Consider the following 20,531-nt stretch of genomic DNA (forward strand, 5'->3'; position numbering starts at 1 on the left):
AGATTACCGATTCTCTTATTGATCATTAATAATTGCCGGTGCACGCTTCATTAAAGAAGGGTGCCGAATGCGTTTCCGCTGCTTGCGCCTTTGGAGTAGTTGCTGGATCCATTTCATGTTCATGGTTAGCTCACCGTCCTTGGTCGCTCGACCTTGGTCACGCCAGGCCAGCGGAATGTAGCCCACTCGGGCTGATGTTTGTCTACTCTCGCAACGACAACCGTCATATCATCCACAATGTCGCCTTTGTGGTACCTCACGACTGTGTCCAGCAGTCCATCGGCAATTTCCTGTGGATCATCGGATCGAATTTCTTGAATGACCCGTTTCATCCACATTTCCTTATTCACGGCATGCCCCGGCGCGTCATAGATGCCGTCGGTCATCATAATGAGCGTATCTCCGGGCTGCAGCTGAACGCGAATAAGATCTATGTCAATGTCCTGCAAAATCCCTACCGGCAAATTGTTGGCCGTGATCGGAATCACTTCGTTCCCGCGCTTAATGAAGCTGGGCGTTGATCCGATTTTCATAAAAGTCGTCTTCGCGGAGTACATGTCGATGAGTGCGACATCGACAGTTGCGAATATCTCATCCGAAGAACGCAGCAGCAGAACGGAGTTAACCGATTTGATCGCAAGCTTCTCATCCATGCCGGATTGCAGAAGCTGCTGCAGAATCGTCAAAGCAGTGCTGCTCTCCTGCTTTGCACGCTCCCCATTGCCCATACCGTCGCTGATGGCGACAGCAAATTTGCCATTGCCGAGCTCCACCGTACTAAAGCTGTCTCCCGACAGCAGATCGCCTCCCTTGGCGAGTCCGGCGACACCCGTTTCAATCTCATACGCTTTGGCTGTTCCGAAAATGACCTGCGCAGCACTTCCCTTCTTCTCCGGATAAGTCTCCGACATAACGGCAATGGGCTCGCCTAGAATATCGGATAACAGCGGCGCGATGATTTTGCGGCATTCATCATAACCGCGGCCAAAGGTGTGATACACCTCAATCTCAACGTTTCCCTCCTCCAAGTTAATAATTTCAATGCCTTGTATCGATAAACCGAGCCCTTCCAGCGCCTCCCGGATTTGTTCTTCCTGCAAATGCAGCTGCTGCCCTTCCCGCTGAATTTCCCGCGCCAAGTCTTCCATGACTTGAGAAACGCCGGACAACTGTTCTGCGACAAGCTGCCGAGAATCGTTCAGTTGCTTGCGCCAATGCCGATCATGCTGGTATAACTCATGCTGCTGCTGCATGACGTTAAGCACTTGATGTGGCTTCACGCAATGCACGCTCCACTCCCTCGGCACCTCCTTCGGCCCCAAACGGCGCCCTTCCTCTACGGTTGTCATCATGCTCGTCATCATCTTGTACGTATCATAGAATCGCCCCTCCCAGCAAAGTTCCCGCTTGTGGCAGGCATTGCATGTTCGCTCTGCGGCCGCATTCATGAAGTGACCGGCAGCTTCTTCCCGCCTTTCTTTCTCCGTAGCCTCTTGGCCAAGCTGTCCGAAACTTCGAGAAAGCTGGCGAAACACTTCAGAGAACTGATTGACGCGCTGTGCCGTGACATCTCGGACTCGCCTTGCGTATTCATGCTGCGATTTCACGTGTTCCTGCGTGCCGGGCACATATTTCGAGATGATGCGAATAATCGATTTTGGGGTAAACATTAGCATAGTGGCCGCGATCACCGACTCCCACGTCGACGCCATCACGTCTGCCTGATTACCGACATAGATGGATAGAATCGAGGAACCGAGCAGCATCCCGAAGGCTACGGCCATTTTGCCGCCTTCACGAAGCAGTCCGGCAAGCAAGCCGGCAAAAGCTAGCAAGCTCATCTGCACAATTGCATTGGTATCCGCCAAACTGAGTATGAGACCGGCGACAACACCCACAGAAGCGCCAAGGGGTGCGCCGCCTACAAGCGCAAAGAGCAGAAGCATAAACCTCGACATGATATGCTCAACGGACATGCCATATATCGTCCAGCCCACAGCCCCCGTCATAATGGAGGCGAGCATGATCATCAAACAGATAATTTCCTCATTCTTCAGTGCCGAGGACTTCTTCGTCAGCGTCAGCACCGGTATCGCTTGGACGAATACCAAGGTCAGGACAAAGGCAAGTGATGCCTCTACGCCAACCATCATCAGCTGGTACCAATCCAAGGTGTCTGTCGTCACTACGCCGAACAATCGCACCAACATGGTAGCGAGGAATACAAGCAGCGGTGCGTAGGACAGTTCCGCTCGTTCATATGCCTCAAGGCCCCTCAGCAATAAGTAAACGACGGCCAGCTCCATCGCGATCCACATCGGTTCCGGCGCGACAGCAAGCCAACTCCCTGCTACAATGGCAGCCGCAACCGGAAGCAGCAGATCTCGGCGCAGAAAGAAGATTACGGTAAAGTAAGCAACTGCAAACGGAGTCAATGACTCCAAGATGACAGCTCGTCCGAGCAGAAACCCGACGGCCATCAGCGCAAACGTCCATTTTCGCGAGGTCAGCATCCCTGCTATGCGAAGCAACCCGGTTCGTTCTATTCCTTTCCTAAAGGTTGATTGGACGAAGCTAGTTTTCTGTACACCGGGGAACATGACAACTTTAGGTTTGTCCACCATGCCTGATGACACCGCCTTATTCCAAATTTGTATCCCCATTATAGAATTACGAATTTAGAAATGTTTGTCAGAAAGCGTTGTCATACAAAAGTTTTTTCCGACATTTTCACGCGCCGTGGGCGACCCCCTGTCGGGATTGCGGCATCCTAGCGCTATCAAGGGATCGACATCCTTATGCGCCTTCCCGTCACCCACCGTTTCAACAAAAAACGTTCCTTCCGCCAAGCCTGCGCTTGGCGAACCGCCGTCCGAACCTGTCGGGATAACGTGAGAACAAGAGAAAAGTTTTTGAGGTGGGCGGGTATATTTATTGGATATGCTGCATATCAAGGCATTGACAGCCCCTTCATGCCGAAGAAAAGCATCAAAAAAAAGGCAGCGCCTCAAGGGGCACTGCCTTCTTCTCTATTACTATGCTATTAATCGCGCTTAGCACCACGGCCACCGCGTTTGGATTCCGTGTTCTTCTTAAGCGAAGACATACGCTCTTCGCTGTCTTTCAGGAAACGTGACATTTTGTCCTCGAAGGACGGTTTGCCGTAAGCAGGTTTGCCGCCGCCAGCTTTGTTGAATGGACGTCCGCCACCACCGCCGCCTTGACGATTAAAACCGCCTCCGCCGCCGCTTGGTCCGCGATCTCCGCCGCCGCCCGGTCCGCCTGTACGATTGAAGCCTCCACCGCCACCACCGGCACCTGTCCGGTTGAAGCTGCCGCCTGGTCCGCGATCTCCACTGCGTTCACGCTGAGGAGGTGCAGAGCCTTCTGGCCGGTCGATTGCTTGCTTAATGGAAAGCCCGATTTTCCCGTCTTTATCTACATTAATGACCTTCACTGTAACGACATCTTCCAGTTTCAAATGGTCTTTAACATCTTTGACGTAGTTATCGGCAATCTCTGAGATGTGAACTAGCCCTGTGACACCTCCCGACAAATCGACGAATGCTCCGAAATGCGTAATGCCTGTCACCTTGCCCTCTAACTTGGCGCCCACTTCAATTGCCATAGGTAAAAATGTTCCTCCCTAACCGTTATGCGAAGCCATTAGCTTCGAGTTCTCACAGCCTGAGACTGCGAGCATAAAAATAAAATATGACTACGGTAAGCCGTTTTAAAAATATGGTTACTAAGCTGATTATACTCCAATGGGAGATGCAAGGCAACAGGACGGACACCCGTTGTTACGCCCATCCTTGATGGATGCAAGATGAATGCTGAGTCAACCAAAGGTTGCCTCAAACCAATCATAGTTGATGAATGCATGATCGACCGAAGGTCTCCCCAAGCCAATCATCATGGCTGAGTAACGACCTCAATCCGCTTCTCGCCTTTGCGAACCATGCCTTGTTCCTTCGTTGCCAGCTGTCCGATGTACTCCTTATCGCTCAATCGCGCGACCGCAAGCTTCAGCTCTTCGACCTGCTTAGCTGCCGCGTCGATTTTCTGGGAGGCATTCGCCAGCTTGATCTCCGCTTGTCCTTGTCGATCAAGCTGAGAGATCAGCGTATATAGCGCCCAGCCCATGAAAAGAACGATAAAAACAACCCAGATCTTCAACCGGCGTTTCGTTCCTGCATATTGCGCCGCAGCGGATGAATGAGAACTTGTTGTAGTTGTCGCCATATCACGGACCTCCTGACGTTAGATTAATCGTCTTTCTTCTCTTGCTTCCGATTCTTCCAGCGCTGCCATAGCTTAATCAATCCGGTACGAAGTGCAGTGACTCGTTCCGGTATTCGCCACTTGGTTATAATGGGATTTACCCAGCGTCTCCAAGAACGAAGCAGCGGCTTCCAAATCGGCTTGGTCATCCAAGCAGCCAGCAGCCAAAATGGACGTACCAATTGTACCACAATTTTGAAAAGGAAAATAGCAAATGCTCTCAAAAACGCAAAGAGCAGCTTTCCGATTCGATAGAGCAGCAGCAGAGGACGAATAATCAACAGATCAAAAGCACGGATGATGAATCTCGTAACCGCGCGGACGGTGCGGATCAGAATATGCACGAGCTGCATCGTGATTTTGCTAAACAGCCAGTAGTAACAGCCGATGCCAAGCAGCAGCCCGATGAACACATAGGCCCGCACTTCTCCTTCATTGCTCGCAGAGAGCACCTGAAAGACAACCAACGTGGCCGCAATCCAGTAGAGCAAGTCGAAGATCGGAACCCATAACCGGCTGATCCGCAGCTCGTCCGATACGACACGATACCCATCGAAAACGACGCCCATCCCGATCCCAGAGAGCAGCATCGTTATCATGGTCCACCACTGAACGGTCAGACTCACTTGAATATCTTCCCGAACAAGCCCTTCGACTTGCTGCCCGTATTGCCATCCAGGTAAGTGAGCGAATGAACCAGCCCTTCAATGGCGACCAATCCCTGCTCCAGACTGAGATGCTTCATATGCAGGTTCTGCCCGCGGATCGCCAGAAAACCAAGCTCCGTCTCCAGCAGAAACTCTTCATTGTCGAAGCTCTCCACATTCATCACGCCGGTAATCTCAAGGATCTTGCGGTTAAGCATTTTGATTTCCTGGCGCTTCTGTCCCTTAGCTTGCTCGATCATTGCTCGTCCCCCTCCTTCAGCACATCTATCACTGAGACTAGCCTATGGGGCAAGGACAGGTTTTAGAACTGCAAACTGCGAGATTCGAGGGTTACGGTTTTGGCAGGATCATAGATTTGACGACTTGGACGAGCAGGGCGAAGGCGAAGAATAGGATGCAAATCCCGCCGATAGCGCTGATGATTCGCATAGCCGTTCGGATGAACAGGTAGCTGTTCGATGATTCTGCCAGTGTGAGGAAGACGGAACCGATTAGCCGATCATTCATGCAAAAAAAGCACAAGTCCAGCTAGAATACCGAATAGGTAGTTTTTATGGGCTGTCATCGTTCACCTCGCCATCCGTATTGAAAACAAGCTGCCGCTTGTGAGATTATAGCATTTTTGTGCAAAATATGGATACAGTTAACTCACTCTCACTGACTAATGTTGCATAACATGCAACATTTCCTGCGCTTTGGTGTCTCGTGGGGGTTAATGTTGCAAAGTATGCAACATTCCTGCTCCAACAGACGGATTTGCGGCGATTTCGTTCAGAAATGTTGCAGATTCTGCAGCATTAAGCTCTTTTTGACCATTAGGAGGTTGAAATGCTGCATATTCTGCAACAAATAGCTCGTGAGGTACTAAACAAAAACCAATAGCTGCCCCACAAGCCGAAATAGGCGCATAAGAAAAACAGCCTCCCCCAGGTATGACCCGGTTGAGGCTGTCGCTTCAACTGCTTATGCTTGCCAGTCGAGTTTGTTCTCTTGCTGGCGCGCTTCTTCTTTCAACAAAGTATACATCCCGCTAGCCTCGTCCTTCTTGGTCGTCTCCAAGATCCGCTCGACGCGGACGGTGACGATCTTCTGGCCGTATTGAATCTTGAGCTCGTCGCCGGCTTTGACGGTGCTGCTCGCTTTGGCTTCACGATCGTTAATCCAGACGCGGCCTTGTTCGGACACGTCCTTTGCGACAGTACGCCGCTTGATTAAACGCGATACTTTGAGAAACTTATCCAGACGCATGATTACTTGATTGCGTCTTTCAATTTATTGCCGGCTTTAAACGCTGGAACTTTGGATTCTGCAATGGTGATCGGGTTGCCCGTTTGCGGGTTGCGACCTGTACGGCCGGAACGCTTACGCGTTTCGAATGTACCGAAACCGATCAATTGTACTTTGTCTCCGCCTGCCAGGGCATCTGTTACTTCGCCCAGAAAGCCGTTCAATACGGATTCTACATCACGCTTCGTCAAACCGCTTTTTGCCGAGATGTTGTTGATCAAGTCTGTTTTGTTCATGGTTAATGGCCTCCTAATAGTTCAAATATACTTGTAGGCAGTGTTTAGACTGCCGCATAGCTTAGTTTCCTCAGCTACTACTTCTGCCTATTAGCAAATAAATCCTGCTGATTGGAAAATTATTTTCACGTTTTGTGAGGAAATAAGCCGAATTTTGACGAATCTTTAATCCTTTTACTAGGGAAGCTTCTTCGCATCCTCCCAGTAGCGATCCATCTCTGTTAAATCAGTTTGGTCAAAGGTTCGGCCGCTTATACGAAGCTGCTCCTCAATATATGAAAATCGTTTCTTAAATTTCGAATTGGTGCGAGAAAGCGCCTCTTCCGGATCGGCATGGATGAAGCGAGATACGTTGACTGCCGCGAACAACAAATCGCCAAGCTCGTCCGCCTGCTCCTCAGCATCCTTCGATTGAATCGCTTCGCGCAGCTCTTGAAGCTCCTCGCCAACCTTGTCGAGCGCCGGTCCGATATGATCCCAGTCGAAGCCAACTTTGGCCGCTTTCTTCTGAATCTTGTAAGCTTTCATCAGCGCAGGCAAATCAGGCGGAATGCCATCGAGCTGCGAGACTTTGGTAGGATCGATGCCCTTGCGGCGTTTCTCCTCGGCTTTCATCTGCTCCCAATTGCGCAGCGCCTCTTCGGAATTGCCGGCACTCGTATCGCCAAATACATGCGGATGACGGAACAGCAGCTTCTCGTTAAGAGATTGAATAACATCATAGACGGAGAACGCGCCAACCTCTTCTTCCATCTGACTATGCAGCATCACTTGCAAAATAACATCACCGAACTCTTCGCGCATCCCATCCGGATCATCGTTATCCAGTGCTTCGATTGCTTCATAGGTTTCTTCGATGAAATTCTTGCGAATCGATTGATGGGTTTGCTCCCGATCCCACGGGCAGCCTTCGGGGCTTCGCAGAATCGCAACGATTTCATGCAAGCGCTCAAAGGAGCGATTGCGCAGCATATCATCCGTGGAACGCGGCAGCCAAATCAGCGAGAGGTTGCCGTACCCTGGCGTCCGGTCCAGCTCGTAGAGCGGAACGGTGATGATCTGCTCCTCGCCGGGTACGCCGAGCGCATGACCGATCGTGATGGGATAGTCATCCGGCAGCAGCTCCATAAGCGTCAGCTTCACATCCGAAGCCGTAAACTCGTCATAGACTTGGCCGATTACGGTATGCAGCTCCGTACGGATCATGGACGGCTTCAATTCCGCTGCATCCAGCAGCTGGAAGCCCTCGATCGGATCGAAGCCGAGCCTCGTAAAAGCTTGATCCAGGAAGCTCTCGCCGCCAAGAATGCTCAGCTCGATGCCGTGCTCCGGGCAGCGCTCGCGCAGCAGCTGTACGGTTCGCTCCGCCACCATGGGATGGCCGGGAACGGCGAAAATCAAGCTGCCTTTCGTGCCGGCGTTCTTGATCAGCTGCTCCGCAATGGCTTCATATACATCCGGGAACGATTCCATCTGCTCGTATAGAAAATCAAAGGACTCGTATGCTAATTGATGATCGCTGAATAACTTCATCATGGGGTGCTTGTCCGTCCGGACATAGCGATTCGACGCTTCTTGCAGTCTGCGCCAAACACCAAGCGTAAGCTGGTCTTCGTCGCCGGAACCTAGTCCGACTACGGTTATTGTTGGTTGTGGCATCTATTTGTTCCTCCTTTGGGAATGCAATTGTCTTGCGAGCCTAGTTGGCGGCGGGCAGCAGCCGCCAACGCTGTAATCGGGCGGCCAGCGCATCGCCGCCCGGAAGCGCGCGCAGCTCGCGCGCGGTCACGCCGCCGAAGCGCAGCACGGCGGCGGCGAAGAGCGCTCCGCCGAGGGCGGTTCCCCCGAGCGCGAGCGCGCAAGCTGCCGCCCTCGGCGGCAGCGCCAGGTCGAGCAGCGGGGCACCGCCGCGCTCGACCAGGACGAGCACCGCGGCCATGACCGCGAGTGCGAGTCCGATGCCCGCGACGCGACGCGCGGGCATCGCCGCGCCGGCGGCGCGGCGGACGGCGCCCGTGCCGAGCAGGGCGGCCGCCGTGAGCGCAGCGATGCCGGCGCAGGCTGCGCCGGCCGTGCCGAACGACGGCACGAGGGCGGCGTTGAACGCCGCCTTCAGCGCCGCCGCGGCCAGCATGAACAGCGCAGGGGCACGGACGGCCCCCAGCCCCTGCAGCGCAGCAGCCGCGATGGCGCTAACGGTGCCCGCGAGCGCCGTGCACCCGACAAGGGCGAACGTACGCGATCCGGCATCGTCCGCGTATAACATCACATTAACGGGCTCGGCCAGCAGCGCGAGCCCTAAAGCCGCGGCTGCGCCGATGCCCCACGCAGCCCGCAGCACGAGAGCCGCCTGCTGACGCACGGCGGCTTCGTCTCCGCGCACGCGTGCGGCCGCTAGCGCGGGAACCAGCGCGGCTCCCATCGCGCCTGCAACCATGACGACCAGCTGCACAAGCGGCTGGCCTCGGCTGTACAGGCCGAAGAGCGACATCGCTTCGGCCTGCGACACACCTGTTCCGCGAAGCAGCCGCGGAACCGTGAACGCATCCACAACGCCAAGCGCCGGCACGGCAAGCGCCCCAAGCGTGACCGGAATCGCAAGCAGAGCCAGCTTGCGCATCAGCGTCACTATTCGTTCTTTACCCGCTTCCTGCAAAAAGTTACGCTCAACCGTAACGCCGAGCTTCCACTTCTCTTTCCGCTCTTGCTCTTGCTCTTGCTCTTGCTCTTGCTCTTGCTCTTGCTCTTGCTCTTTCTCTTTCCCTTGCCCTTTCCCTCGCTCTTGCTCCTGCTCTTGTTCTCGCTCCTGTTCTTGCTCCCGCCATCCCCGCTCCCGCAGCCAGAACGCCGCAATTACCGCAAGGCCAGCCGCACCGCCAATCGCAGAACCGGCGGTTGCGCCGGCAGCAAGCTTAGCATCCGACCAATTGTAATGCCAACCGATCGCGAGCAGAATCAACATGCCACCCACGCGGACGGTCTGTTCCGATAGCTGGGATACGGCCGAAGGAAGCATCTGTCCCCGTCCTTGGTAATAGCCGCGAAGGGCAGCCATGACAGGCGCGAACCAAAGCGCGAGCGAAACGGTTCGAACCGCAGATGCAGTGGCCGCGTCGCCTATCCAGTCGGCGATTCTATCGGCTGCCAGCCACAGCAGCACAAATCCTACCGCGCCGCTCATAAACAATAACCAAGCGCTGGCGCCAAGTACCCGCCTTGCACCACCTGAATCCCCGCGTGCCTCGCGCTCGGCTACGAGCAGCGAAACCGCAACAGGAAATCCTGCCGTTACCATGACCAACAGCAGTTGATACAAGGGATATACCGCATTATAGATCCCGAATACGCGATCACCGGCTATATTTTGCAACGGAATTTTCTGCATCGTACCAAGCACCTTGCTGATAAGCATGGCAACGCCCATCAAAGCCGCGCCACGAAGCAGCAGAGGCTTATTCCCCGTGCCTGTACTCTTCACCGTTCCCCCCGTGCCTGCACGCTCCATCTCCCCCGTGCCCGCACGTTTCTCCGTCTTCCCCGCACCTTGCTCCGCACGCTGCCCATTCACACCCGTAGTCCCAGCATGCTCCTCTTGCCCTATTTTCAAAACCTGTGCACCTGCCCTACTCTCTTCTCCTGCTCCCATTATACCCCAAACGGCCCCGCAGAATGGACCTCAACAGAAAAAAGCTCCCATGAAGACATGCTCTTCAAGGAAGCTTCTACGCGGCTATTGCTCCATTTGCTTGGCGAGGAACCCCGCTGCGGTTTCTGCCATTTTGGTTTCCATTTGCGACATCTTGACGCTCTCATCCTTACTTAGCAGCACAACGGTACCGATCGGATCGCCGCCGGCCACTATTGGAGCCGCCACGAAAGAACTGAATGACTCTCCAGTATCTTTGACGACCTCGTAAGAGCCTCCGCTGGCTTCCATAACGGTTTTGCGGTTCTCCATACAGTTCTCCAGCATGGAGCCGATCTGCTTCTCCAAATAATCTTTCTTGGATGCTCCCGCGACCGCAATAATATTGTCCCGATCCGTGATCAACGTAATATGGCCTGTGCTTTCGGCTAAAGATTCCGCATACTCTTTGGCGAAATCGCCAAGCTCACCAATTGGGGAATACTTCTTCAGAATAACTTCGCCATCGCGATCAACGAATATTTCCAGCGGGTCGCCCTCGCGTATGCGCAGTGTTCGGCGGATTTCCTTAGGGATGACGACCCGGCCGAGATCATCGATACGACGGACAATTCCAGTTGCTTTCATGTTCTAGTTGCCCCACTTTCCTTGAAGGTTTTGAATTGGACTGGACGCAAACTGCAAATTGCAATTTTTTCTATCGTTCAAGAGGAGAGGATCCTTGAAAAAGGTGATTATCGATCTGACCATAGTATTCATCCCCTCCCATTTTCTTATGCACGTGGAAAAGGGACAAAAGCCTTGAATCACCGCTGTTGGAGGTATCTTCCACAAACACCTCCAGAACATAGAAAAAAAGCACCCCGCAGCTCTAACGAAGAGCTTCGGGATGCCGAAAGAACATCATTCTAACGATAAAACCAAGTGCCGCCAGTAGCTTTCTATTGAAGCGCTTCGCATCAGCACCACCTGCACTGCCCACCTTGCCGCTTTCCGCGGAAGGACCATTCGAATCACGCCTCACCATGCCGGATCACTCCTCGCCCAGGATTGCCTTACTTCTAGTGCTTCAACAGCTGTCCAAGCTCCCGCTTGAGCGCCAGAAACTCCGGCAGCTCGCGTACTTCAGGAGTCCGTTTATCCGGCAGTCCCACATCGAAGGTTTTCAGAATGCGGCCCGGGCCTGCACCCATGACCACAATGCGCTGCGACAGGAAAATCGCTTCGTCGATATCATGCGTGATGAAGAGAACGGTCGTCTTCTCCTTCTCCCACACCTCAAGCAGCATCTCTTGCATCTCCAGCTTCGTCTGGGCATCAAGCGCTCCGAACGGTTCATCCATCAGCAGTACCTTCGGACGGTTCGCAAGTGCCCTTGCAATCGCCACCCGCTGCTTCATCCCGCCGGAAAGCTGCTTCGGATAGGCGCTCGCAAACGCTTCGAGCTTAATCACTTTCAGAAAATGATTGCTGATCGCACGGCGCTCCAGCGTCGAAATTCCTTTCAGCTTCGGGCCGTACTCAATATTCTCACGCACCGTGAGCCACGGAAACAGCGTATACCCTTGGAAGACCATGCCCCGTTCCGCACCCGGCCCGATTACTTCTTCGCCATCCAGCGTAACCGATCCGTCCGTCAGCTCATCAAGTCCCGCAACGATACGGAGCAGCGTCGACTTCCCGCAGCCGGAAGGGCCTACGATGGTGACAAACTCGTTGGTGCCAATGCTCATATCGATATTTTTGAGGGCTTCGAATTGGCTTTTCTTCGTCTCGTACACCTTCTGCAGGCCTCGGATCACGATCTCACCGCGCTGCACCACTGCTAATTCCTTCGCACCGGCTCGAGTATTTCCTTTCGCGTTTGCCGATTGCTCTTCATAGTTAGCTTCACGTTTAACGGCTTCCATCCGCGATCAACTCCCTGTACTTATTTCCTTGCACCTGCCTCAAAGCCATCCGTAAGCCTACTTCATTCCGATCACGCCCAAGGGAACAACCTGCGGTTTAAGAAAGCGAAGATCCGGTCGCTAATGAGTCCAAGAAGACCGATGACGATAATGCCTACAAAAATCTGATCCGTATTCAGGAACCGCTGTGCCTTCATGATGGCGTAACCGAGTCCACTGTTGACCGCTACGAGCTCGGCAACGACGAGGTACGTCCATGCCCAGCCTAGAATGAGGCGAAGCGTGTTCATTAATTGCGGCTGAATGGCCGGAATGAGCACCGTCTCGATCGCCTTCCAGCGGCCTGCCCCAAGCGTGAAGGACGCTTGAAGCAGATCGTGGGAGACGCGGCGCGTGTTGTCCGCCACCATCAAGACGAGCTGGAAGAAGCAGCCGAGGAAGATAAGCAGGATTTTCGCCCATTCCCCGATGCCTGCCCACACCATAATGAGTGGAATGAAGGCAACTGCCGGCATGTAGCGGATGAATTCCATCGGCGGTTCTACGAAGGCTTCGCCGTACTTGAATGTACCTGCGAAGATGCCAAGCGGAATGCCTACGATACAGGCAAGCAAGAACCCTGCCGATACGCGGAACACGCTAATCCCGATATGATGCCAGTACTCGCCGGTACCTAGCATCTTGAACATCTCTACAAACACTTTATCCGGCGTTGGCAGGAAGACCGGATTAACCGATTCCGTGTAACTAAGTGCCGACCAGACGATGAACAAGAGTGCAAAAGAGAATCCTGCGGTGAAGGCAAACGGCCTCCCGCCGATATCCTTAAAGATTTGAAACCGATTCGGCCGCTTCTTATGCCCTGGTTTAAGCTCGTTTGCCTTCATCGTGATCACTCCTTAGCTGCTTTTTCTACAAACGATGAGTCGAAGAGGATGTCGAAGTCTTTGATTTCATCCACCATATCAAGCTTTTTCAAGAAGTCTGCTGTTTTCTTAGCGGTATAAGGCAATGACGTGTAATCATCGCGTTTACCGAATGCGTTCACGTTATCCGACGGCGTGAACAGCTTGATACTGTCCAGACCAAGCTTGAAATCCTCCGGCGTCGTTTCTGCCTTCTCCGCCATAAGCTTAATGGCTTCATCCTGGTGCGATTTGAAATAATTCAGTGCATCGAACCACGCATCTACGATTTTCTGAATGTCATCCGGACGGTTCTTCACGACATCATCGCGGAAGACGAGCAGATCGGGAATGAGGCCCGGCGTATCTTTGGAAGAGAAGAGCACCTTGCCCTTGCCTTCTTTAACGGCTTTCGTTTGGAACGGCTCCCATAGCACGGAAGCATCGGTTTTGCCGGATATAAAAGCAGGACCTGCATCGTTGACCGTCATGTTGACGTAATTGACGTCGCTCTCGGTCAATCCGTTCTGATCCAGCGCGGTCAGCAGCAGCAGGTGATCGACGGTACCCAGCTCAGTTGCAACGGTTTTGCCTTTGAGTTCGGCAATGGAGCCGATGTTGGACTTGCTGACAATGGCATCGCCGCCGTAGGAGTTGTCATTGACAAGAACGGCTTTCAGGCCGATTCCTTTGGATGCGGGAGCGAGCGTATCGCTGAGCGTTTGGCTGTTGGCATCCACTTTGCCCGTAGCGAGCGCTTGAAGAGAATCACTGTAAACCGGGAACCATTTCAGATCGACTTTGACGTCATGTTTCTCGAAGAAGCCCTTCTCATCGACGAGGTACCAGAAGAACCAGCCCGGCCAAGGACTAAGCGCAATTGTAATCGGCGAATCGTCCGAACTCGATGAAGCTTCCTTGGAACCTCCGCAACCGGTGAGCGCCATCAGCATTGCAGCAAGCAGTAGCAGTGTAACCGTCGTCCGTTTCGTTCTCTTCATTTCTCCCCACTCCCATCAATTCTCTATAAATAGAAAAAGCCTCAGGAGAGATCTCCCAGGCTTTTGTCCTTCCGTGTTATACGGAGATCGCCGCCCAAGTTCATGTGAGCCATTCTCCATACGCCGCCTCTCGGACCAGCTGGTTGTGACACCACGGAACCCTAGACAGCTTTTTCGTTCCCGTATATGACCGAGAACCGATATTCTATTGTTAGCCAACCTTACATTTATCTGTATTGTAAGAGTGAAATAGCTAGTGTGTCAATGTCTATGTAAGGTTTTATTACATGAATGCTAGACAGTCAAATAATGACGGATGACTTCATCGTTCAAATCGGACAAGCCGCCTTCCCATGCGATCGAGCCTTTCTCGAGGATATAGAAGTAGTCGCCGACGCTCTTCACGAACTCCAGACTTTGCTCCGCCAGCAGAATCGCTGTGTCGCCTCCGGCCTTGATCGAACGAATCACATCGCGGATATCATCGACAATCGATGGCTGGATGCCTTCACACGGCTCATCGAGCAGCAGCAATTCTGGCTCGGAGGCAAGTGCTCTGGCAAAAGCCAGCTGCTGCTGCTGTCCACCGCTCAGATCACCGCCCCTGCGACCATACATGGAAGGCAATACGGGAAATTTGGCAACGGCTGACTCCGGAATGGCGCGTTTTTTCTCTTTGCATGCTTCCAATCCGAGCAGCACATTCTCAAATACGGTCAGCTGCGGGAAGATTTCGCGCCCTTGCGGCACGTACCCGATCCCCTTCTTCGCACGCTCGCCGGGTGCCCGCTTCGTCAGATCGGTTCCTTTGTAGGTCACCGTACCTCTCCGTGCCTTCAGCACCCCCATAATGCTCTTCATCAGCGTCGTCTTGCCGACTCCGTTACGCCCAAGCAAACAGACGACCTGCCCCGGCCGCACCTGAAGCGTAACCTGCCGCAAAATAACGCTCTCCCCATAACCCGCTTCAAGCTGTTGAACGGCTAGCATCGACATCCCGCCTTTTCCCCAGATACACTTCCGCTACGCGGTCATCGCGCTGCACTTCTTCCATGGAGCCTTCCTTCAGCAGCTTCCCTTCATGCATCACCGTCACCTTGCTCGCGAAGCTGCGCACGAATTCCATATCATGCTCCACCACGACAATCGACTGCGTCTTGCGAATATGCTGCAGCAGCTCGCCGGTTTTCTCGGTCTCCCCATCAGTCATCCCGGCAACAGGCTCATCCAGCAGCAGAATCTCCGGCTCCTGCAGCAGCATCATTCCGATTTCGAGCCACTGCTTCTCTCCGTGCGAGAGACCGCCTGCGCGCCAGTCCGCTTTTCCCGATAGTCCTACCAACTCCAGTTGAGCAAGGATCCTCTCTCGGTCCTCCGCTCGCATCTTCGCTCGCATCGCGGCAAATACGCCCCGATTCTGCTTCATCGCAATTTCAAAGTTCTCCATCACGGTAAGGGACGCGAATATGGACGGCGTTTGAAATTTGCGGCCGATGCCAAGCTCCGCGATCTGATGCTCCTTCTTCCGCGTAATATCAATGCTTCCGCTGAACATCACCTTCCCGTCAGCCGGCTTCACTTTACCGCATATGACATCAAGCATTGTCGTCTTCCCCGCTCCGTTGGGGCCGATTAGAAATCGCAGCTCCCCCTGGGCAAGGGAGAAATTCATCCCCTGCACCGCTTTAAATCCGTCAAAGTCGACCGTTACCTCGTCACACTGCAGGACTACTAGGGACTCCTTTTGCTCCTTCATCAGCAGCCTTCCTCCTTCTAAACCACTTGAATTGCCCAAACAGGCCCGCCGCTCCCTTCGGTAAGAAGACCACGACAACGACGAACAATGCGCCCATGAACAGAATCCATATATCCGGGTAAGATTCGCTGAAAGCACTCTTAGCAGAATTCAGCAGCACTGCGCCGAGCACCGCGCCGACCAATGTTCCGCGGCCTCCGATTGCTACCCAGAGCACCATCTCAATGGAAGGCACTATGCCCATCATAGAGGGCGAAATAATGCCGACATGCAGCACGAACAGCATACCTGCGAGTCCGGCAAGCCCTGCCGAGATGCTGAAGGCAACCATCTGATAGACGGCAGGGTTATACCCGATGAACCGTACCCGATTCTCGCCATCTCTTATTGCTCGCAGCACCTTGCCGAAGCGGCTCTTCACTATAAAACGGCAGAGTAGGAAGGCCCCGATAAGCAGTACAACTGTTACCCAGTATAGGTAGCGCTTCGTGTCCGGCGATGCCAGGGAGAAGCCGAGCAGCTTGCTGTAACCGGTCACTCCGTTCGTACCGCCGGTATACGCCTGCTGCCCAATGAACAGCGTGACGGTAATGATGACGAGCGCTTGCGTTAGAATCGTGAAGTACACGCCGCGAATGCGATTGCGGAACGTAAAGTAACCTAGTATCAGAGCCAGCAGTGCCGGTATTAATATACCTGCCAGCAAGGCAAAGGGCAGCGATCCGAACGGCTTCCAGAACCAAGGAAGCGCCGTGAGGCCGCTCCAATCCATAAAGTCGGGAAGTTTCCCTCCATTGGCATCCAACTTCAGATACATCGCCATCGCATAACCACCTAAGCCGAAGAACACCCCGTGTCCCAGGCTTAGAATGCCGGTATACCCCCATATCAAATCAAGCCCCAGCGCTACAATGGCGTAGGCCAGAAACTTTGCCAGCAAATTTAGCCGAAAATCACTCAATACAAGCGGTGCACAGAATAACGCAGCAGCGGCAACCGCATAACCCGCCAAAAGCCATATCCGCTCAGGCGTCATCGTTCGAAGCTGCATCATGACTCCACCTTTCAAGGGCAACTCTATCCCGTCTAGTTATCAAGCGAACGCGAACGCATCGCCACAAGCCCCATCGGCTTCCACTGCAGGAAAGCGACGATACACAGGAATACAAGTACTTTGCCAAGCGATGCCGTCGTCCAATATTCAAAAATCGTATTCGACAGCCCGATGCCAAGCGCACCGAACACCGTACCCACCAACTTCCCTACACCACCGAGTACAACGACCATAAACGCATCCACGATGTAGTACGTCCCAATCGAAGGACCAATCGGACCAATGAGCGTAAGCGCACAGCCTGCGATGCCCGCAATGCCAGAGCCAATCGCGAAAGTCATCGCATCTACTCTGCGCGTTGAAATGCCGAGGCAGGCAGCCATTTCACGATTTTGCATAACGGCTCTCATTCTGCGTCCGGAGTGACTCCGATAGATGTACAGATACATGACGAACAAACAGACCAGCACCAGACCGATGATGAATAGTCGCTTGTACGGGAATACAACGCCGCCCAGCGCCGTTACGCCGCCATTGAGCCATTCAGGACTTGTTACGCCGACATTCGGAGCACCGAAGATGCTTCGAGCGATCTGCTGCAGCATGAGTCCGACACCCCATGTGGCAAGCAGACTGTCGAGCGGTCGTCCATAGAGAAATCGGATAAGCGTCATCTCCAGCACCATGCCAAACGCGAAAGCAACGCAGAAGCTTACCGGTATGGCAAGCACGAAATACCAACCGAATGCCGATTCAGGCATATAAGAGGTAAAGAGATTTTGCACGACGTATGCGGTGTAGGCACCGATCATAATAAGCTCGCCATGCGCCATATTAATGACTTTCATAAGGCCGAAGGTAATCGCCAAGCCAAGCGCGATAAGCAGCAGAATCGAGCTTACGCTGATCCCGTTAAACAACTGCACAATAATAACATCCATCGATTGCATGCACCCCTTATGCAAACTGCGCCGTCCTAAACACATCAAGTTGGTCCCGATGACAGGGCTTGCTGTGTCTGGCGGCGGCGCAGTTCACGTTAGTACCGGACTATTGGTTTGTTTATTTGCTTTCGCTCAAGCTGGCAGCCCATGAGTAGCCTTTGAGGTAAGGGTCTGGCTTAACCGGCTCTCCGGAGTTCCATACTTCCTTGAATTGACCATCCGTTTGAACCTCGCCGATCCGAACCGTTTTGTACAAGTGCTGGGTTTCGCCGTCGATTTTCACTTTGCCTTCCGGCGCATCCCACTCCAGCTCTTTGGCCGCTTCTTTCACTTTCTCTACGTCCGCGGATCCTGCTTTCTCAACGGCTGCCGCCCAGAGGTAAACAGCATCGTAGCCTGCTTCAATCGGGTCGGCCGTAACACGGTCTTCGCCGTATTTTTTCTTATAGTTTTCAACGAAGGTTTTGTTCGCCGGGGTATCTGTGGTTTGGTAGTAGTTCCATGCGGCATATGTACCGGCCAGTACATCGACGCCAATACCGCGAATTTCTTCTTCAGCTACGGATACGGATAAGGTCGTCAGGTCTTTCGAGGAGATTCCAGCATCCTTCAATTGTTTGAAGAACGCTACGTTGCTGTCGCCGTTAAGGGTATTGAACACTACATCCGGCTTCGCTTCTTTGATTTTGGCAATGACTGTTGCATAGTCGGTATGTCCAAGTGGGGTATATTCTTCACCGGCGAGCTCGCCGCCTTCGACTTTCAGCTGTTCTTTGATGATTTTGTTAGCGGTGCGCGGGAATACGTAGTCAGAGCCTAGGAGGAAGAATTTCTTGCCGTGGTTTTCAAGCAGCCAAGTGACAGCCGGAACGATTTGTTGGTTGGTCGTAGCGCCGGTGTACATGATGTTCGGGGATTGCTCTAAGCCTTCATATTGAACCGGGTACCAGAGTAAGCCTTTCAGCTCTTCGAACACCGGAAGCATTGCTTTACGGCTGGAAGACGTCCATCCGCCAAATACAGTCGCAACCTCATCCTCCGAAATCAGCTTCCGCGCCTTCTCCGCGAATGTCGGCCAGTCGGACGCGCCATCCTCGACGACAGGCACGATCTTCTTCCCTAATACACCGCCCTTAGCGTTAATTTCGTCAATCGCCATCATTTCCGAATCTTTCACCGATACTTCGCTGATTGCCATCGTGCCGCTAAGAGAATGAAGAATGCCGACTTTAATTTCGCTTGCACTGTCGCCAGAACCGCCGACTGTATTCGTCGATGCGGCCTTATTGTCGTTCTTGCTGCAGCCTGCCAGCACCAAACAACAGGCAAACAGGATGAAAACCCCACTTTTCCAAACGTTCTTCCTCATTCTCCCACTCCCTATCCACTTTTTATCTCTAATCCGAACGTTCTACTGGATTGAACTTCCATCGTTCGTGGTTTCATTATAAGATCAGCCCAAGTTTTATGTCAACAAAGATTACATAAATGATGGAAATATTTATGTGTTAGCGCATACACTCTAAAAATGATCAATTTTATGTTATATTAACTCACTTGTTTGATTGAAAAATGCAAGATATTCATTTATATGTATCATATATCTAACATTAATATGACACAAATAATTGCTCTCCGCATCATCCCAGAACCAACCATACAAACAACAAAAAAGCCGGACAGGCACCATGTGCCCATCCGACTTTCTACCTTGCCTGCTTATGCAAAAGCAATACAAACCGGCTTGCTCGTCTCGATGACGTTGCCCGTAGGCGTCAGCCCGCCTGTCGCTTCATCGATTCGGAACGTAACGATGTTATCCGATTCCTGGTTAGCCGCAAGCAGGTACTGTCCATCCGGCGAGATCGCGAAGTTTCGCGGTGTTCTGCCGCCGCTCGGCGTAATCTCGACAAGCTCCAGCTTCCCTTCCGCAACTACGCGATAAACCGCAATACTATCATGCCCTCTGTTGGAGGCATACAAGAAGCGGCCATCCGCCGTCACATGAATGTCGGCACATGTCGTCGCTCCGTCGTATCCTTCCGGCAGTGTAGAGATAATTTGCTTCAATGTAAGCTGAGACTGTTCGGCCTCATAATCGTAAATGCCTACTGTGCTGTCCAGCTCATTAATCACATACAGCACAGGCGATTGCGGGTGGAATGCCATGTGACGCGGACCCGCGCCGGCAGGCATCTCCGTCTCCTTATGTCTAACCAGCTTCTGCGCAGCGTGATCGATTTCATAATGAACCAGTCGATCAATACCGAGGTCCGCAATCAGCACATAACGGTTGGCTGGATCAATAATGGCGGAATGCGGATGCGGCGCTTCCTGACGATCCTTCCGCGGCCCGCTTCCCTCATGAGCAGCGAAATCCGCCGGCACGAGCGCACCATCCTCACTCTCGATTCCGTATAGAGCCAGATTGCCTCCTGTATAGTTCGTCACCACAAGCAGCTTCCCTGTAGCATCAAATTCAATATGGCAAGGTGAACCACCCTGCGTGGTTACTTCGTTGATCGCCTTCAGTTCCCCGTTATCGGCATGGATGGCAAAGCTATGCACGCTGCCCGGCTCTGTCCCTGTCTCACTGACCACATATAGTCTTGTGCCTGCTTCATTGCTTCTTAGAAAGGATGGATTAAGAATGCCCGCTTGACCTGAAAGCCGCGTAATTGCGCCGTCCTCCGTATGTAAGACCATGCCCGAGATGCCTTCTTGCTCTTTCGCTGAATAGGATCCCACAAAAAATAACTGCTGTCCCATTGAAACGCCTCCCGTTTTTCGCTATAGGTTCAAAACAAGCCCAGCCATGAGGCTGAGCTTGTCGTGTTGCT

General features: G+C 53.0%; 21 protein-coding genes. All 21 read right to left on the bottom strand.

Annotation, left to right across the window (positions count from 1 at the left end; all coding sequences use genetic code 11):
• Window positions 1–125 precede the first annotated feature (125 nt).
• Window positions 126–2,624: a stage II sporulation protein E gene (spoIIE, locus tag BLW29_RS27855; protein WP_090985868.1), complete on the bottom strand. Its 2,499-nt coding sequence runs from the start codon at window positions 2,622–2,624 to the stop codon at window positions 126–128.
• A gap of 419 nt (window positions 2,625–3,043) precedes the next feature.
• A complete protein-coding gene (locus tag BLW29_RS27860; protein ID WP_090985870.1) occupies window positions 3,044–3,628 on the bottom strand; it encodes a S1 domain-containing RNA-binding protein in 585 nt (194 codons plus the stop codon).
• A gap of 287 nt (window positions 3,629–3,915) precedes the next feature.
• Entirely contained in the window at window positions 3,916–4,245 is a 330-nt protein-coding gene (locus BLW29_RS27865) for an FtsB family cell division protein (RefSeq protein ID WP_090985872.1), read from the bottom strand.
• Between the two features lie 23 nt (window positions 4,246–4,268).
• Window positions 4,269–4,910 carry a spore cortex biosynthesis protein YabQ gene (yabQ, locus tag BLW29_RS27870; RefSeq protein ID WP_256208991.1) on the bottom strand — a complete coding sequence of 214 codons (642 nt, stop codon included), beginning with the start codon at window positions 4,908–4,910 and terminating at the stop codon, window positions 4,269–4,271.
• On the bottom strand, window positions 4,907–5,191 hold the full coding sequence (yabP, locus tag BLW29_RS27875; protein WP_090985874.1) for a sporulation protein YabP: 285 nt from the start codon (window positions 5,189–5,191) through the stop codon (window positions 4,907–4,909). The genes yabQ and yabP overlap by 4 nt, the downstream gene beginning before the upstream one ends.
• A 91-nt stretch (window positions 5,192–5,282) precedes the next feature.
• Window positions 5,283–5,459, bottom strand: a complete 177-nt coding sequence (locus BLW29_RS31575) for a hypothetical protein (RefSeq protein ID WP_177186845.1) — start codon at window positions 5,457–5,459, stop codon at window positions 5,283–5,285.
• A gap of 456 nt (window positions 5,460–5,915) precedes the next feature.
• Window positions 5,916–6,200: an RNA-binding S4 domain-containing protein gene (locus tag BLW29_RS27880; RefSeq protein ID WP_090985876.1), complete on the bottom strand. Its 285-nt coding sequence runs from the start codon at window positions 6,198–6,200 to the stop codon at window positions 5,916–5,918.
• A gap of 2 nt (window positions 6,201–6,202) precedes the next feature.
• On the bottom strand, window positions 6,203–6,475 hold the full coding sequence (locus BLW29_RS27885) for an HU family DNA-binding protein (RefSeq protein ID WP_090985878.1): 273 nt from the start codon (window positions 6,473–6,475) through the stop codon (window positions 6,203–6,205).
• 177 nt (window positions 6,476–6,652) lie between these two features.
• The gene (mazG, locus tag BLW29_RS27890) at window positions 6,653–8,134 is read right to left on the bottom strand and encodes a bifunctional methyltransferase/pyrophosphohydrolase YabN (protein ID WP_090985880.1); all 1,482 of its coding nucleotides are present in this window, start codon (window positions 8,132–8,134) and stop codon (window positions 6,653–6,655) included.
• A 40-nt stretch (window positions 8,135–8,174) separates the two neighbouring features.
• The gene (locus tag BLW29_RS27895) at window positions 8,175–10,082 is read right to left on the bottom strand and encodes an oligosaccharide flippase family protein (protein ID WP_177186846.1); all 1,908 of its coding nucleotides are present in this window, start codon (window positions 10,080–10,082) and stop codon (window positions 8,175–8,177) included.
• A gap of 123 nt (window positions 10,083–10,205) precedes the next feature.
• The gene (spoVT, locus tag BLW29_RS27900; RefSeq protein ID WP_090985883.1) at window positions 10,206–10,748 is read right to left on the bottom strand and encodes a stage V sporulation protein T; all 543 of its coding nucleotides are present in this window, start codon (window positions 10,746–10,748) and stop codon (window positions 10,206–10,208) included.
• Between the two features lie 244 nt (window positions 10,749–10,992).
• On the bottom strand, window positions 10,993–11,148 hold the full coding sequence (locus BLW29_RS31580) for a hypothetical protein (protein ID WP_177186847.1): 156 nt from the start codon (window positions 11,146–11,148) through the stop codon (window positions 10,993–10,995).
• A 34-nt stretch (window positions 11,149–11,182) separates the two neighbouring features.
• Entirely contained in the window at window positions 11,183–12,031 is an 849-nt protein-coding gene (locus BLW29_RS27905; protein ID WP_090985885.1) for an ABC transporter ATP-binding protein, read from the bottom strand.
• Between the two features lie 71 nt (window positions 12,032–12,102).
• Entirely contained in the window at window positions 12,103–12,918 is an 816-nt protein-coding gene (locus BLW29_RS27910; RefSeq protein ID WP_090985887.1) for an ABC transporter permease, read from the bottom strand.
• 5 nt (window positions 12,919–12,923) lie between these two features.
• Window positions 12,924–13,937 carry an ABC transporter substrate-binding protein gene (locus tag BLW29_RS27915; protein WP_090985889.1) on the bottom strand — a complete coding sequence of 338 codons (1,014 nt, stop codon included), beginning with the start codon at window positions 13,935–13,937 and terminating at the stop codon, window positions 12,924–12,926.
• A gap of 294 nt (window positions 13,938–14,231) precedes the next feature.
• A complete protein-coding gene (gene urtE, locus BLW29_RS27920) occupies window positions 14,232–14,927 on the bottom strand; it encodes an urea ABC transporter ATP-binding subunit UrtE (protein WP_090985957.1) in 696 nt (231 codons plus the stop codon).
• The gene (urtD, locus tag BLW29_RS27925) at window positions 14,905–15,693 is read right to left on the bottom strand and encodes an urea ABC transporter ATP-binding protein UrtD (protein ID WP_090985891.1); all 789 of its coding nucleotides are present in this window, start codon (window positions 15,691–15,693) and stop codon (window positions 14,905–14,907) included. Before urtD ends, urtE begins: the two co-directional genes overlap by 23 nt.
• On the bottom strand, window positions 15,653–16,744 hold the full coding sequence (urtC, locus tag BLW29_RS27930; protein ID WP_090985893.1) for an urea ABC transporter permease subunit UrtC: 1,092 nt from the start codon (window positions 16,742–16,744) through the stop codon (window positions 15,653–15,655). The genes urtD and urtC overlap by 41 nt, the downstream gene beginning before the upstream one ends.
• Before the next feature lie 35 nt (window positions 16,745–16,779).
• Window positions 16,780–17,688: an urea ABC transporter permease subunit UrtB gene (gene urtB / locus BLW29_RS27935; RefSeq protein WP_090985895.1), complete on the bottom strand. Its 909-nt coding sequence runs from the start codon at window positions 17,686–17,688 to the stop codon at window positions 16,780–16,782.
• 121 nt (window positions 17,689–17,809) lie between these two features.
• Entirely contained in the window at window positions 17,810–19,060 is a 1,251-nt protein-coding gene (gene urtA, locus BLW29_RS27940) for an urea ABC transporter substrate-binding protein (RefSeq protein WP_090985897.1), read from the bottom strand.
• Window positions 19,061–19,410: 350 nt separating this feature from the next.
• The gene (locus tag BLW29_RS27945; protein ID WP_090985899.1) at window positions 19,411–20,460 is read right to left on the bottom strand and encodes a lactonase family protein; all 1,050 of its coding nucleotides are present in this window, start codon (window positions 20,458–20,460) and stop codon (window positions 19,411–19,413) included.
• Between the last annotated feature and the right edge of the window lie 71 nt (window positions 20,461–20,531).

The sequence above is a fragment of the Paenibacillus sp. CF384 genome (assembly GCF_900106745.1).
In the GTDB taxonomy this organism is placed as follows: Bacteria; Bacillota; Bacilli; order Paenibacillales; family Paenibacillaceae; genus Paenibacillus_Z.